Source organism: Paracoccus marinus (assembly GCF_007018965.1).
Taxonomy (GTDB): Bacteria; Pseudomonadota; Alphaproteobacteria; order Rhodobacterales; family Rhodobacteraceae; genus Paracoccus; species Paracoccus marinus.
The window spans coordinates 143,614-159,296 of record NZ_VJYZ01000010.1 but is presented as its reverse complement, the minus strand read 5'-3'; the positions used below and the strand labels follow the sequence as shown (position 1 = coordinate 159,296).

Below are 15,683 nucleotides of genomic sequence, written 5' to 3'. Positions count from 1 at the left end.
CGCCGGGCCCCCTTATCGATCATGCCGAAGCGATCATTCCTCGGGCGAGGTGATCACGTCGTCGATGTTCATCGCCTGCACCTCGGGCGAGGACTGGACCGGGGCCGCCAGCGCCGCCGCGGCCTCGGCTTCGGCCCGGCGCATCTCGATGACATCCTTGTCGCGGCCCTCGGCGATGGCGTTGATCCGGTGCGTCGCGCCGCCGGTGCCGGCCGGGATCAGCCGGCCGACGATGACGTTTTCCTTGAGGCCCACCAGCTTGTCGCGCTTGCCCTGGACCGACGCCTCGGTCAGCACCCGCGTGGTTTCCTGGAACGACGCCGCCGAGATGAAGCTGCGCGTCTGCAAGCTCGCCTTGGTGATGCCGAGCAGGACCGGCTCGCCCTGTGCGGGGCGGCCGCCGCGGGCCTCGATCTTGGCGTTCTCTTCCTGGAACTCCTCGCGGTCGATGTGTTCCCCCTTCAGCAGCGTGGTGTCGCCGCTGTCGAGGATCTCGATCTTCTGCAGCATCTGGCGGACGATCACCTCGATGTGCTTGTCGTTGATCTTCACACCTTGCAGTCGATAGACGTCCTGCACCTCGTCGATCAGGTAGTCGGCCAAGGCCTCGATCCCCATGATCCGCAGGATGTCGTGCGGGGCGGGGTTGCCGTCCATGATGTACTCACCCTTCTGCACGAAGTCGCCTTCCTGCACCGGGATGTGCTTGCCTTTCGGCACCATGTATTCGACCGGCTCAAGGGTCTCGTCGGTGGGCTGGATCATGATCCGGCGCTTGTTCTTGTAGTCCTTGCCGAACTTCACCGTGCCGTCGATTTCCGCGATGATCGCGTGGTCCTTGGGACGGCGCGCCTCGAACAGTTCCGCCACGCGGGGAAGACCCCCGGTGATGTCCTTGGTCCGTGCGCCCTCGCGCGGGATCCGCGCGATCACGTCGCCCGCGCGGATTTCCTGCCCGTCCTCGATCGACAGCACCGCGTCCACCGACATCGGATAGCTGACCGGGTTGCCCTGTTCGTTGCGGACCGGCTCGCCGTTCTCGTCCATGACGATGATCTCGGGCTTGAGGTCGTTGCCTTTCGGCGCCGACCGCCAGTCCGTGACGATCTTCTGGGTCATGCCGGTCGCGTCGTCGGTCTCATCCCGGACCGAAAGGCCCGACAGAAGATCGACGAAGCGCGCGATACCGGCCTTCTCGGCGATGATCGGCAGGGTGTAGGGGTCCCATTCGAACAGCTTGCCGCCCCGCGCGACCTTGTCGCCGTCGCGGACCAGCAGCTTCGAGCCGTAGAACAGCTTGTGCGTGGCCAGCGCCGTGCCCTGGTCGTTCAGGACATGCAGCTGCATCGTCCGGCTGGTCACGATCAGCTCGCCGCCCGCGTTTTCCAGCACGGCCGTGTTCTCGAACTTCACGGTGCCGTCCTGGTTCGCCGCGACGAACGACTGCTGACCGCCCTGCGCGATACCGCCGATGTGGAAGGTCCGCATCGTCAGCTGCGTGCCGGGTTCGCCGATCGACTGCGCGGCGATGATGCCCACCGCCTCGCCGATGTTGACCAGCGTCCCGCGGGCAAGATCGCGACCGTAGCACAGCGCGCAGATCCCGTCGTCGGATTCGCAGGTCAGCGCCGAGCGGATGCGGACGGTCGTCACGCCGGCCGCTTCCACGGCATCGGCCTTGCGCTCGTCGATCAGCTCGTTGTGGGCGACGATGACCTCGTCCGAACCCGGGACCAGCACGTCCTCGGCCGCGACACGGCCCAGGATGCGCTCGCTCAGCGGCGCGATGACCTCGCCGTCGTTGACGGCCGCCGACGCGGTAATCGCCCGGTCGGTGCCGCAGTCGTGGTCGCGGATGATGCAGTCCTGCGCCACGTCCACCAGACGGCGAGTCAGGTAGCCCGAGTTCGCGGTCTTCAGCGCGGTGTCCGACAGACCCTTCCGGGCGCCGTGGGTCGAGTTGAAGTATTCAAGAACGGTCAGACCTTCCTTGAAGTTCGAGATGATCGGCGTCTCGATGATCTCGCCCGAGGGCTTGGCCATCAGGCCGCGCATCCCGCCAAGCTGCTTCATCTGGCTGACCGAACCCCGGGCGCCCGAGTGCGCCATCATGTAGACGCTGTTGGGTTCCGCCTCGGCGCCGTTCTCGTCGCGCTTGCTGGACGAGATCGTGGACATCATCGATTCCGTCACGCGGTCGTTGCACTTCGACCACGCGTCCACGACCTTGTTGTACTTCTCGCCCTGGGTGATGAGGCCGTCGAGGTACTGCTGCTCGAACTCCTTCACCTGGTCCTGGACCTCGCCCACGATGTCCCACTTGTTGTCGGGGACGACCATGTCGTTCTTGCCGAACGAGATGCCGGCGCGGAACGCCTCGCGGAAGCCCATGCCCATGATCTGGTCGCAGAAGATCACCGATTCCTTCTGCCCGCAGTAGCGGTAAACGGTGTCGATGACGTTCTGGACGTCCTTCTTGCGCAGCAGGCGGTTGACCAGGCTGAACGGCGCCTTGGCGTTCTTGGGCAGAAGCGCGCCCAGACGGATCCGGCCGGCGGTCGTCTCGAACCGTTCGACGACTTCGTTGCCGTCCTCGTCGATCTGGGTCAGTCGCGCGGTGATCTTGGCGTGCAGGTGCAGCGCGCCCGCGGCCATCGCGTGCTCGACCTCGTCCACGCTGCCGAACGCCATCCCCTCGCCGGGCATGCCGTCGCGCTGCATGGTGGTGTAGTAAAGGCCAAGGACCATGTCCTGCGACGGCACGATGATCGGCGCGCCGTTGGCGGGCGACAGCACGTTGTTCGTGGACATCATCAGGACGCGCGCTTCCAGCTGCGCCTCGAGGCTCAGCGGGACGTGCACGGCCATCTGGTCGCCGTCGAAGTCGGCGTTGAAGGCCGAACAGACCAGCGGGTGCAGCTGGATCGCCTTGCCTTCGATCAGGATCGGCTCGAACGCCTGGATGCCCAGACGGTGCAGCGTCGGCGCGCGGTTCAGCAGCACCGGGTGTTCGCGGATCACCTCGTCCAGGATGTCCCAGACCTCGGGGCGTTCCTTTTCGACCAGCTTCTTGGCCTGCTTGACGGTGGACGAATAGCCCTTGGCTTCCAGCCGCGAATAGATGAACGGCTTGAACAGCTCCAAGGCCATCTTCTTGGGCAGCCCGCACTGGTGCAGCTTCAGTTCCGGCCCGGTCACGATGACCGAGCGGCCCGAAAAGTCCACGCGCTTGCCTAGAAGGTTCTGGCGGAACCGGCCCTGCTTGCCCTTCAGCATGTCCGACAGCGACTTAAGCGGGCGCTTGTTGTTGCCCGTGATGACGCGACCGCGACGGCCGTTGTCGAACAGCGCATCGACCGATTCCTGCAGCATCCGCTTTTCGTTGCGGACGATGATGTCGGGCGCGCGCAGTTCGATCAGGCGCTTCAGGCGGTTGTTGCGGTTGATGACCCGGCGGTAGAGGTCGTTCAGGTCGGACGTGGCGAACCGGCCGCCGTCCAGCGGGACCAGCGGGCGCAGTTCGGGCGGGATGACCGGGATGACCGTCATCACCATCCACTCGGGACGGTTGCCCGATTCCAGGAACGACTCGACGATCTTCAGCCGCTTGATGATCTTCTTGGGCTTCAGCTCGCCGGTGGCTTCCTTCAGCTCCTCGCGCAGTTGGTCGGCGGTCGCCTGCAGGTCGATGTTGGCCAGCATCTCGCGGATCGCCTCGGCGCCGATGTTGGCGGTAAAGGCGTCGGCGCCGAACTGGTCCTGCGCGTCGAGGAACTCTTCCTCGGACAGCAGCTGGCCGTAGCTGAGGTCGGTCAGACCCGGCTCGATGACCACGTAGTTTTCAAAGTAGAGGATGCGTTCCAGATCGCGCAGCGTCATGTCCAGCATCAGGCCGATGCGCGAGGGCAGCGACTTGAGGAACCAGATGTGGGCCACGGGCGAGGCCAGCTCGATATGGCCCATGCGCTCGCGCCGGACCTTTTGCAGCGTCACCTCGACGCCGCATTTCTCGCAGACGAGGCCGCGATACTTCATGCGCTTGTACTTGCCGCACAGGCACTCGTAGTCCTTGATCGGCCCGAAGATGCGCGCGCAGAACAGCCCGTCACGTTCCGGCTTGAACGTGCGGTAGTTGATCGTTTCGGGCTTCTTCACCTCGCCGAACGACCAGGCGAGGATTTCCTCGGGCGAGGCCAGCGAGATCTTGATCTCGTCGAACTGGCGCGGTGCCGCGACGGGGTTGAACGGATTGGTAGAAAGTTCCTGGTTCATCTGAATACCTTATGAGGTGGCGCGGTGGGGATTGACGAAGCGTGGGGCCGCGCGCCCGGCGATGGGCGCGCGGCGGGAACGCGCCGTTACTCGTCCCCCTCCGCATCCAGGAGTTCCATGTTGAGGCCCAGACCCCGGACCTCCTTGACCAGCACGTTGAACGATTCCGGCACGCCGGCCTCGAAGTTGTCCTCGCCCTTGACGATCGACTCGTAGACCTTGGTCCGGCCCGCCACGTCGTCCGACTTCACCGTCAGCATTTCCTGCAGGGTGTAGGCGGCGCCATAAGCTTCCAGCGCCCAGACCTCCATCTCGCCCAGACGCTGGCCGCCGAACTGCGCCTTGCCGCCCAGCGGCTGCTGGGTCACGAGGCTGTAGGGACCGGTCGAACGGGCGTGCATCTTGTCGTCGACAAGGTGGTGCAGCTTCAGGAAGTACTTCACGCCCACCGTGACGGGGCGCGAGAACGCCTCGCCCGTGCGGCCGTCGAAGACCACCGACTGGCCCGACTGGTCGAAACCGGCGCGCTTCAACGCGTCGTTGATGTCGGCTTCCTTGGCGCCGTCGAAGACCGGGGTGGCGATCGGAACGCCGCCCTTCACCGATTCCGCATGCTCGACCAGGTGGTCGTCATCCATGTCGGCGAAGTCCGCGGCGTACATGTCGTCGCCGTAGCCGTTCTTCATCGCGTCGCGAAGCGGGCTCATGTCACCGTCGCGCCGATAGTTTTCCAGCGCCTCGTTAATCTGGATGCCCAGGCCGCGGCTGGCCCAGCCCATGTGCACTTCCAGGATCTGGCCCACGTTCATGCGCGACGGCACGCCCAGCGGGTTCAGCACCAGGTCGACCGGCGTGCCGTCCGCAAGGAACGGCATGTCCTCCATCGGGACCACCTTGGACACGACGCCCTTGTTGCCGTGACGACCGGCCATCTTGTCCCCGGCCTGAAGCTTGCGCTTCACGGCGACGAACACCTTGACCATCTTCATCACGCCGGGGGGCAGGTCGTCGCCCTGGCGGACCTTTTCCACCTTGTCCTCGAACCGGGCTTCCAGGGCCTTCTTCTGCGCGTCGTACTGCTGGTTCAGCGCCTCGACTTCCTTGGCGGTGTCCTCCTCGGCGACGGCAAGCTGCCACCACTGGCCACGGCTCAGCGTGCCCAGCAGTTCGTCGTCGATGTCCGACCCCGAGCGGATGCCGCGCGGACCCTTGACCGCCTTCTTGCCGGCGATCAGCGTCTTGAGACGGGCGTAGATGTTGCGATCCAGGATCGCCATCTCGTCGTCGCGGTCGCGGGCGAGGCGTTCGACTTCCTCGCGCTCGATCTGCAGCGCGCGCTCGTCCTTCTCGACGCCGTGGCGGTTGAACACCCGCACCTCGACGACCGTGCCATAGGCACCCGGCGGCAGGCGCAGCGAGGTGTCGCGCACGTCCGACGCCTTTTCACCGAAGATGGCGCGCAGCAGTTTTTCCTCGGGCGTCATCGGGCTTTCGCCCTTGGGGGTGATCTTGCCCACAAGGATGTCGCCCGGGCCGACTTCGGCGCCGATATAGACGATGCCCGCCTCGTCGAGGTTGCGCAGCGCCTCCTCACCCACGTTCGGGATGTCGCGGGTGATCTCCTCCGGGCCAAGCTTGGTGTCGCGGGCCGCCACTTCGTATTCGTCGATGTGGATCGAGGTGTACACGTCGTCGCGGTGGATGCGCTCGCTCACGAGGATCGAGTCCTCGTAGTTGTAGCCGTTCCACGGCATGAACGCGACGACCACGTTGCGGCCGATGGCCAGTTCGCCCTGGTCGGTCGAGGGACCGTCGGCGATCACCTGGTTCGTCTGCACCCGCTCGCCCACCTTGACCAGCGGACGCTGGTTGATGGTCGAGGACTGGTTCGAACGCTTGAACTTCCGCAGGCGGTAGATGTCCACGCCCGCGTCGCCCGCGCCCAGACCCTCGATCGCCCGGACAACGATCCGGCTGGCATCGACCTGGTCGATGATGCCGCCCCGGCGCGCCATGATGGCGGCGCCGGAATCGCGCGCGACGATCGCTTCCATGCCGGTGCCGACGAACGGCGCCTCGGCCCGCAGCAGCGGCACGGCCTGACGCTGCATGTTGGCGCCCATCAGCGCGCGGTTGGCATCGTCGTTTTCAAGGAACGGGATCAGCGCGGCCGCGACCGACACCAGCTGCTTGGGCGACACGTCGATGAGGTCCACGGCATCGACCGGGTTCATCATGAAGTCGCCCGCCTGCCGGGTGCTGACCAGCTCGTCCACGAAACGGCCGTCGGCGTCCAGCGTGGCGTTCGCCTGGGCGACGGTGTGGCGCATTTCCTCGGTGGCCGAGATATAGACCACGTCGTCCGTCACCTGCCCGCCCTCGACCTTGCGGTAGGGGGTTTCGATGAAGCCGTACTTGTTCACCCGCGCATAGGTCGCAAGGCTGTTGATGAGACCGATGTTCTGGCCTTCCGGCGTCTCGATCGGGCACATCCGGCCGTAGTGGGTCGGGTGAACGTCGCGCACCTCGAAGCCCGCGCGTTCGCGGGTCAGACCGCCCGGCCCGAGCGCCGACAGGCGGCGCTTGTGCGTCACTTCCGACAGCGGGTTGGTCTGGTCCATGAACTGCGACAGCTGCGACGAGCCGAAGAACTCGCGCACCGCCGCCGCCGCCGGTTTGGCGTTGATGAGGTCCTGGGGCATGACGTTGTCGATCTCGACGCCCGACATCCGCTCGCGGATCGCCCGCTCCATCCGCAGCAGGCCGATGCGGTACTGGTTTTCCATCAGCTCGCCGACCGAACGCACCCGGCGGTTGCCCAGGTGGTCGATGTCGTCGATCTCGCCCTTGCCGTCGCGCAGTTCAACCAGCCCGCGGATGCACGAGATGATGTCTTCGGGACGCAGGGTGCGCTGGGTGTCCGGCGCGTCGAGGTTCAGGCGCATGTTCATCTTGACCCGGCCCACGGCCGACAGGTCATAGCGTTCGCTGTCGAAGAACAGCGACTGGAACAGCGACGAGGCGGCCTCGACGGTCGGCGGCTCGCCCGGGCGCATGACGCGGTAGATGTCCATCAGGGCACCTTCGCGGTTCATGTTCTTGTCGGCGGCCATCGTGTTGCGGATGTAGGGACCGACGTTGACGTGGTCGATGTCCAGCACCGGCACGTTGGTGATGTCGTTGTCCAGCAGCACTTTCAGCAGGCCGCCCACCAGTTCGGTGCCGTCCTTGCTGTATTCCGCGGTGATCTCGTCGCCGGCCTCGGCATAGATCAGGCCGGTTTCCTCGTTGATGATGTCGCGCGCGACGAAGCGGCCCACGATCCGCTCGAACGGGATCAGCAGGTTCGACACTTCGCCGGAATCGACCAGCTTCTTGACAAGGCGGGGGGTGACCTTCTCGCCGGCCTTGGTGATGACCTCGCCGGTGTCGGCGTTGATGAGGTCGTAGGCCGGGCGGGTGCCGCGCATCCGGTCGGGGAAGAACCGGGTGACCCAGCCTTCCTGAACGCCCTTGCGGCCCTGCTGCAGCGTGTAGTCCACGGTGTCGTAGAAGGCATCCATGATGCCTTCCTGGTCCATGCCGAGCGCATACAGAAGCGTCGTCACCGGCAGCTTCCGGCGGCGGTCGATGCGCGCGAACACCAGGTCCTTGGCGTCGAATTCGAAATCGAGCCACGAGCCGCGATAGGGGATGATCCGGCAGGCGAACAGCAGCTTGCCCGAGGAATGGGTCTTGCCGCGGTCATGGTCGAAGAACACGCCCGGGCTGCGGTGCATCTGGCTGACGACCACCCGCTCGGTCCCGTTCACGATGAACGTGCCGTTCTGCGTCATCAGGGGCATGTCGCCCATGTAGACGTCCTGTTCCTTGATGTCCTTGACCGACTTCGCGCCGGTGTTCTCGTCGGCATCGAACACGATCAGGCGCAGCGTCACGCGCAGCGGCGCGGCATAGGTCATGTCGCGCTGCTGGCACTCCTCGACGTCGTATTTCGGCCGCTCGAGCTCGTATTTCACGAACTCCAGCGTCGCCGTCTCGTTGAAGTCCTTGACCGGAAAGACCGACTGGAAGACCCCCTGGATGCCGTCGCCGTCGTTATGGCCCCCGCCCTCGCCGGACGCGAGGAACAGGTCGTACGAGCTCTTCTGCACCTCGATCAGGTTCGGCATCTCCAGCACTTCGTGGATGTTGCCGTAATAGCGCCGGATGCGCTTCTGGCCGACATAAGCTTGCGCCATGGGGTCTTTCGCCTTTCGTCAACGCGCGCGGCGGATCGTCGGGGCACGATCGGCGGCACGCATACGAATGTCAGGGGTGCGGTCCCATTCGTGCCCCGCGTCCCACCGCGAAGCTCCCGAACCGCGAACACGCCCTGAAGGACGCTCGAGCGAGGCTATGTATGCCCCCGGCAAGCGTCCTTCAAGACGGGCTCGGCAGGGACCGGCGATAAGCCGGACCCTGCCCTGTCTCACGCGCGGGTCCCCGGCGGGGACCACGGTCGATTACTTCAGCTCGACCTTGGCGCCAGCCGCTTCGAGCTTTTTCTTCATTTCTTCGGCGTCGCCCTTGGACGCGCCTTCCTTGACCTTGCCGCCGGCTTCGACCAGGTCCTTGGCTTCTTTCAGGCCCAGGCCGGTGATCGCGCGCACTTCCTTGATCACGTTGATCTTGTTGGCGCCCGCGTCGGTCAGCACGACGTCGAACTCGGTCTTTTCTTCTTCGGCGGCGGCAGCGCCACCGGCGGCCGGGCCGGCCATCATGACGGCGCCACCGGCGGCCGGCTCGATGCCGTATTCGTCTTTCAGGATCGTCTTCAGTTCCTGCGCTTCCAGCAGGGTCAGACCGACGATTTGTTCGGCGAGTTGTTTAAGATCAGCCATTTTTCCGTTCTTTCAGTAAAGATTGTTCCAACGTCGGGGCATCTGCCCCACGACGGACGGGATTGCCTCAGGCAGCCTCGCGCTCTTCCAGAGTCGTGAGGATGCTCGCGATGTTCGAAGCAGGTGCGCCGATCGCGCCCGCGATGTTCGACGCCGGGGCACCGATGCTGGCCACGATCGAAGCGATGAGCTCCTCACGCGACGGCAGCTGTGCCACGGCCTTCACACCGGCCGGGTCAAGCGCCGAGCCGCCCATCGCGCCGCCAAGGATGACGAACTTATCGTTCGACTTGGCATACGCGTCCGAGACCTTGGCCGCAGCCACGGGGTCTTCGGAAAAGGCGAGCACGGTCATGCCCGTCAGGTAGCTGGCGATCGAAGACGCCGGGCTACCTTCAAGGGCGATCTTGGCGAGCCTGTTCTTGGCGACGCGAACGGACCCGCCAGCTTCGCGCATCTGCGCGCGCAGGTCCTGCATTTCGGCAACCGTCATCCCCTCGTAGTGGGCAACCACCACGACGCCAGAGCTTGCAAAGATCTGGCCGAGTTCCTCGACCACTTGTTCTTTCTGGGCTCTATCCACGGTTCACTCCAAGTATGGGGGTTTCCCCCCGGCTCTCATGTCCGGCAGCCAGGGCGGCAGCCGGGCGGGTCCGCAATGATGGACCCGAGATCGCCCAAAGGTGGAACCTTCGGAAAAATGCTCGACTTCCATCTCGGGAAGGACTTAGCGGTGTTCACGCACCGGCCCTCCGTCTCGGACAGGCACCCCGAATCGACTGGTCCGGGATGGAACCGGCCTCATACGTCCGCATGGGCCGGATGGCAAGCGGCAGGCCGCGCGCGCGAGACGCCGCGGCCTGCCGGAAAGATCAGCCTTGCGTGGCCGAGGTCAGGTCCAGCGACACGCCCGGACCCATGGTCGAGCTGATCGAGACCTTCTTGACGTAGGTGCCCTTCGCCCCCGACGGCTTGGCGCGGTTCACGGCCTCGACGAAGGCGCGGATGTTCTGCGCCAGCTTCTCGCCGTCGAACGACGCCTTGCCGACGCCGGCGTGGACGACGCCCGCCTTTTCGGCCTTGAACTGGACTTCGCCGCCCTTCGCCGCCTCGACGGCCGTTTTCACGTCCATCGTCACGGTGCCGACCTTGGGGTTCGGCATCAGGTTGCGCGGGCCCAGGATCTTGCCCAGGCGGCCGACCAGCGGCATCATGTCCGGCGTCGCGATGACGCGGTCGAAGTCGAGGTTGCCGGCCTGGATGCTTTCCACCAGGTCCTCGGCGCCCACGACCTCGGCGCCCGCCGCTTTCGCCTCGTCAGCCTTGGGGCCGCGCGCGAACACGGCGACGCGGACGTCCTTGCCGGTGCCGTTGGGCAGCTGGACCACGCCGCGGACCATCTGGTCGGCATGGCGCGGATCGACGCCCAGGTTCATCGCGATCTCGACCGTCTCGTCGAACTTGGCGGTGGCATTGGCCTTGACCAGCGCGACGGCTTCCTCAAGCGCGAGGTTCGCCTTGCCTTCGAAGGCGGCGCGGGCCGCGGCTTTCTTCTTTGCGATCTTTGCCATGACTTAGCCCTTCACCTCGATACCGATGGAACGGGCCGAGCCGAGGATGATCTGCATCGCGGCCTCGACGTCGTTGGCCGACAGGTCCTTCATCTTCGCTTCGGCGATCTGGCGGACCTGGGCTGCGGTCACGGTGCCGGCCTGCGCGCGGCCCGGCTTGTCCGAACCCTTGGCGCGGTTGCGCTTGCCCACCGGCTTCAGGCCGGCGGCCTTCTTCAGCAGGAACGACGCGGGCGCGGTCTTGGTCTCGAACGTGAACGACTTGTCGGCGTAGTAGGTGATGATGACCGGCGTGGGCGAGCCCGGTTCCATTTCCTGCGTGCGGGCGTTGAACGCCTTGCAGAATTCCATGATGTTGATGCCGCGCTGGCCCAGTGCGGGGCCGACGGGCGGGGACGGGTTTGCCTGACCCGCCTTGATCTGCAGCTTCAGGCTGCCGACGACTTTCTTGGCCATGTGGCCTTCTCCTTTTTCATCACGCCCGCACCATGCGGGCCGACATAGCGGTGCGGCTCAGCCCGTGGGCCGACGCCTCCCGCACGACACTCACGAGGCCTTGCTGACCTGCGTGAATTCCAGTTCGACCGGCGTCGGCCGGCCGAAGATCGACACCGTCACCTTCACGCGGCCGGCGGCGTCGTCCACTTCCTCGACCATGCCCGCGAAACCCTCGAAGGGGCCGTCGGTCACGTTCACGTTCTCGCCAACCTCGAACCGGATCAGGTTGCGCGGCTCGGCCTTGGTCTCGCCGTCGCCCGAGCGGTTGAGCATCAGGTTCACCTCGTCGTCGCGCATGGGCATCGGCTTGCCCTGCGCGCCCAGGAACCCGGTGACGCGGTTGATCGAGTTCACCAGATGGTGCGTGCGGTCCGACAGGTCCATGTGGACCAGCACGTAGCCCGGCATGAAGCGGCGCTCGGACGTGACCTTCTTGCCGCGCCGGACCTCGATCACTTCCTCGGTCGGGACGAGGACCTCGTCGATCTCGTCCTCAAGCCCCTTCTCGGCCACAGCCTGGCGGATCGCCTCGGCGACCTTCTTCTCGAAGTTGGACAGGACGCTGACCGAATACCACCGTTTTGCCATAGCCAGACCGTTCCTCGTTCGTCCCTGCACGCGGAACCGGGTCCGCGCAAAATCCGTAAATCGCCCCTGCCCGGAAATGCAAAGGGCGCGCATGCCGATTCGCTGCACGCCTTCCAGGTCCGGCCGGGTCGCCGGGACATATCCGCCAAACACCGCCAATGCAAGCCTTGGGGCCGCAAGTCCGCCCTGCAGCAGTCCCTGCGCGCCCGCGACGGGCGCGCGCGTCCTCAGCCCGAAACGATCCGCAGGACGCCGCCGACGCCGGTGCGGATCACGAGGTCCACAAGCGAGAAGAACACGCTGAACAGCGCGGCCATGACGAATACCATGATCGTCGTCGTGACGACCTCGCGCCGGCCCGGCCACGCGATCTTGGCGGCTTCGGCGCGGACCTGGCTGATGAACTGGGCGGGGTTGATCATGGCGATACCTTCAGGTGCAGCGGCTCAGATAAAGACCCCGCGGCGCGGATGCAAGCGTCCGGGGCCTGCCGGCCGGCGGCCGCCCCGACGGGCGTCGCAAGGTTCGCAGGGATCGGACGGAAAGCGGCTGGCAGGGGCAGGGGGACTCGAACCCACGACCCTCGGTTTTGGAGACCGATGCTCTACCAACTGAGCTATACCCCTAGGCCGACGCCCGCCTTAAGCCAGCCCGGCGGGCGGATCAAGCGGATTTCGTCCGGCGGGGATGCGCGGCGCCGGCTCAGCCGTCGGCCTGCGCGAACCTGTCGGCGAAGTGCAGGCCAAGCGCCTGCCCGATCGCCTCGCTGCTGTAGGGCTTTTCGATCCAGATCGCGCGGCCGAACACCCCCTGCGTGTCGGCCGGGTCGGGAACGAGGCCGCTTGCCATGACGAACGGCACGCCCGCCCCCTCGAGCCGCTCGGCGACCGCTTGCGAGCTGATGCCGCCGAGGTCCTGGTCCAGCACCGCGAAGGTCACCTCGCCGGCATCGAGCGCCGCCATCGCCGCATCCGCGCCGGGCGCGATCACCACGTCGTCGGCGCCCAGGCGGCGCAGGGTCTGGGCCGCGTTCATGGCGATGATGGTGTTGTCCTCGACCACCAGCACCCGGCCCGACAGCCGCAGGTTGCCCTGCGGAACCAGGGTGACGCGCGGACGCTCGGCCGCGGCCTGACCCGCGGGCGCGGACGCGAGCCCGGGGATCCGCATCCGCATCTCGAACCCCTCGGGCGCAAAATTGGTCGCGACCGTGCCGCCGAGTTCGTGCGGGATCGTCTGTTCGATCAGGGCGCTCCCGAACCCGACCCTTCCCGGCGCGGCGACGGCCGGGCCGCCGCGTTCGCGCCAGACGATCTCGACCGCATCGGCCGTGTTGTCCACCGTCACCTCGACCCGGCCCGCGGCCGCCGCGAAGGCGCCGTACTTGACGGCATTGGTGGTCAGTTCATGGATCACCAGCGTCAGCGCCGACCGCTGGACGGGGGTCAGCATCACGTCGCAGCCCGCATAGTCCAGCCGGTCGTCGGCGCCGGCATAAGCGCGCACCTCGTCGCGGATCAGCCGGTGCAGCGAGCTTGACTGCTGGTCGCGGCGCGTCAGCACGTCGCTTGCGCGTTTCATCGCGCCCAGCCGGTCCTGCATCTCGGCAGCAAAGCCGCGCAGCGCGTCGTCGCCCTTCTGGGCGCCGCTGTCGATGGCCGCCGCGATGGTGGTATAGACGTTGCGCAGCCGGTGGGTCAGTTCGGCGATCACGACCTCTTGCCGCTCGTTGCGGCTGGTGCTCATCCGGTCGCGGTCGCTGCTGAGCCTGAGCGTGGTTTCCAGCAGGCTGACCCGCATCACCTCGGCCGCGCTCTGGTCGGCGCGGGTCCAGGACTGGCAGAAGCCACGCCGTTCCTCGCGCCAGGTCGAGAAGCTGGTGCGCGGCGACAGGCGCCCGTCGGCAAGCCGTTCCTTTTCCGGCCGCCCGGCCCAGATCAGGTCGCGCGTCATCTCGCGCCGGAACAGGATCACCCCGTCGCCGCGCTGGCTGTGGATCGGGATCGCGAGCATCCCGCCGATCCCGCGTTCGGGCGCCACCACGCCGGGGCTGGACAGGCCAAGGTTGTCGCTGCTGAACACCCGGCTGAGCCCGTTGCGGGCCACGTCGCCCATCAGCCGCGTGAACTCCTCGCGGGTGGGGACAAGGCCGCCGGCGTGGTAGTGGCCGCCGATCAGCATCGCCACGCCCTCGATCTCGAACACCCGTTCGATCTCGCGGGCGATGGCGGCAAGGTCGGGCGTAGGGCTGGTCGAGCTTTCGACCAGCATCGCCACGCGTTCGTGGGCGTCGAGCGCCGCCTCGCTTTGGCGGCGTTCCTCGCGGACGGCGCGCAACCCGATCTCGTAGGCGAGAAGCTGGGTGAAAAGCTCGATCGCCGAGCGGGTTTCGTAATCGACGTAATGCGCGCCGGCGTGGTGGCAGGCGATCATGCCCCACAACTCGCCCTCAAGCAGGATCGACACGGACATCGACGCGCCCACGTCCATGTTGCGAAGATATTGCAGGTGGATCGGCGACACCGCCCGCGTCACGCTGAGCGACAGGTCGGTCGGCGCGCCGCTGGGGGCCTGCGGGGGCACGATGGGATGGACCGGCGCGTCCACGTCGGCGATGATCCGCATCAGGTTGCGGCGGTAAAGCGCGCGCGCCTGCGCCGGGATGTCCGAGGCGGGGAAGCGGTGCCCCATGTAGCTCGAGGCGGCGCCGTTCAGCGTCTCGGCCACGACGACGCCGCTGAAATCCTGCTCGAAGCGATAGACCATCACCCGGTCGAACCCGGTCAGCGCCCAGACCGCGTCGGCCGCGATCTCGCACAACTCGTCGGTCGTGTCGGCGCGCACCATCCGGGGCAGCAGCGATTGCGCGACGGCGGCCGGGTCGCGGACCCGGTCGGGGCGCTTGGGCTCGAACTCCAGCAGGAAGGTCTGGTTGTCGCGGTGGATCGCGATGTCGAAGCCGCGCCCGTCGCCGAACACGTCCACGTCGAACAGGCGGATCCCCTCGTCCCCGCGGCCCATCACCTGCACCTTGCCGCGCAGCGTGTGCATGGTGGACGCGGGCACAAGATCGGTCAGCCGCTGCGCCACCAGCGCCTCGGGCGCGATCCCCAGGATCGCCTGGCTGTTGGCCGATGCGTTCCGCACCACCCACTGGCTGGTGATCACCAGAAGGCAGCCGAAATCCTGAACGTGGCCCAGGAACTGGATCTGTTCCTGCGCGCAGGCGTCGATCATGTCCTGCGACACGGCCGACTGCACGGGGTCTGCCTGGATTTGCGGCGTGGTGCTGTCAGGCATGGCAACTTTCCGGAAGCGCGGCGGCGGGCACGGGGTCGAAAAGATCGAAGATGGCGATGGTGTCGGCGACGATGCGGTCGGCCAGCGCGCCGTCGGGCGGGCGCGCGGCCAGGTCCGCGCAAAGCCGCCGCCAGTCCTCGTTCCGGGGGTCGAGCGACAGGAACGCGCCCGCGTCCCGCGCCGGGCCTTGCGCGTGTGCGGCCCAGTACCGCCGCATCATCTGCGCCCCCCGCCGCGAGCCGAGAAAGATGTAAAGCGCCGCGTCGGGATGGACCGGCAGCCGCGACGACGGCGCCTGCGGCACCGGCAGCGCCAGAGCGGCGAGGTCGGCGGCAAGCGCGTCGCAGTATTCGTCGCGCAGCGGGACCGCCAGGGGGCCGGGGTCCAGCGCGCGAAAGGCGCGCAGGTGGTCGGACAGGAAAAGGCCTAGGCCATGCGGCGACGCGATGTCGCAGGCGCGGTAAGCGGCATCGACGCGGTCATGCGCGGCACGGGTGTCGGCCCGCAGCCTGTCGCGAAGATTGCCAGCTTGGCTCAGAACGGCCCTCCCGGTCCAATCGAACGCCCCACC

Annotated in this window: 10 protein-coding genes and 1 tRNA gene; all 11 read right to left on the bottom strand. The window is 66.7% G+C overall.

What is annotated here, in order from left to right:
• Positions 1–33 precede the first annotated feature (33 nt).
• The gene (gene rpoC / locus FNF32_RS06470; protein WP_131673272.1) at positions 34–4,272 is read right to left on the bottom strand and encodes a DNA-directed RNA polymerase subunit beta'; all 4,239 of its coding nucleotides are present in this window, start codon (positions 4,270–4,272) and stop codon (positions 34–36) included.
• An 86-nt stretch (positions 4,273–4,358) separates the two neighbouring features.
• On the bottom strand, positions 4,359–8,513 hold the full coding sequence (rpoB, locus tag FNF32_RS06465; protein WP_131673271.1) for a DNA-directed RNA polymerase subunit beta: 4,155 nt from the start codon (positions 8,511–8,513) through the stop codon (positions 4,359–4,361).
• A 264-nt stretch (positions 8,514–8,777) separates the two neighbouring features.
• The gene (gene rplL, locus FNF32_RS06460) at positions 8,778–9,155 is read right to left on the bottom strand and encodes a 50S ribosomal protein L7/L12 (protein WP_131673270.1); all 378 of its coding nucleotides are present in this window, start codon (positions 9,153–9,155) and stop codon (positions 8,778–8,780) included.
• 67 nt (positions 9,156–9,222) lie between these two features.
• Positions 9,223–9,738 (bottom strand): 50S ribosomal protein L10, encoded by a 516-nt coding sequence (rplJ, locus tag FNF32_RS06455; protein ID WP_131673269.1) that lies wholly within the window; start codon positions 9,736–9,738, stop codon positions 9,223–9,225.
• 289 nt (positions 9,739–10,027) lie between these two features.
• Positions 10,028–10,726 (bottom strand): 50S ribosomal protein L1, encoded by a 699-nt coding sequence (gene rplA / locus FNF32_RS06450; RefSeq protein ID WP_131673268.1) that lies wholly within the window; start codon positions 10,724–10,726, stop codon positions 10,028–10,030.
• A 3-nt stretch (positions 10,727–10,729) separates the two neighbouring features.
• Positions 10,730–11,182: a 50S ribosomal protein L11 gene (gene rplK, locus FNF32_RS06445; RefSeq protein ID WP_131673267.1), complete on the bottom strand. Its 453-nt coding sequence runs from the start codon at positions 11,180–11,182 to the stop codon at positions 10,730–10,732.
• A 90-nt stretch (positions 11,183–11,272) separates the two neighbouring features.
• Positions 11,273–11,812, bottom strand: coding sequence for a transcription termination/antitermination protein NusG (gene nusG / locus FNF32_RS06440; protein WP_131673266.1), 540 nt, complete (start codon positions 11,810–11,812; stop codon positions 11,273–11,275).
• 227 nt (positions 11,813–12,039) lie between these two features.
• The gene (secE, locus tag FNF32_RS06435; protein WP_131673265.1) at positions 12,040–12,240 is read right to left on the bottom strand and encodes a preprotein translocase subunit SecE; all 201 of its coding nucleotides are present in this window, start codon (positions 12,238–12,240) and stop codon (positions 12,040–12,042) included.
• A 122-nt stretch (positions 12,241–12,362) separates the two neighbouring features.
• A tRNA-Trp gene (locus FNF32_RS06430) sits at positions 12,363–12,438 on the bottom strand.
• A 76-nt stretch (positions 12,439–12,514) separates the two neighbouring features.
• On the bottom strand, positions 12,515–15,112 hold the full coding sequence (locus FNF32_RS06425) for a GAF domain-containing protein (protein WP_131673264.1): 2,598 nt from the start codon (positions 15,110–15,112) through the stop codon (positions 12,515–12,517).
• Positions 15,105–15,416, bottom strand: coding sequence for a heme oxygenase-like domain-containing protein (locus FNF32_RS06420; RefSeq protein ID WP_131673263.1), 312 nt, complete (start codon positions 15,414–15,416; stop codon positions 15,105–15,107). Before FNF32_RS06420 ends, FNF32_RS06425 begins: the two co-directional genes overlap by 8 nt.
• Positions 15,417–15,683 lie beyond the last annotated feature (267 nt).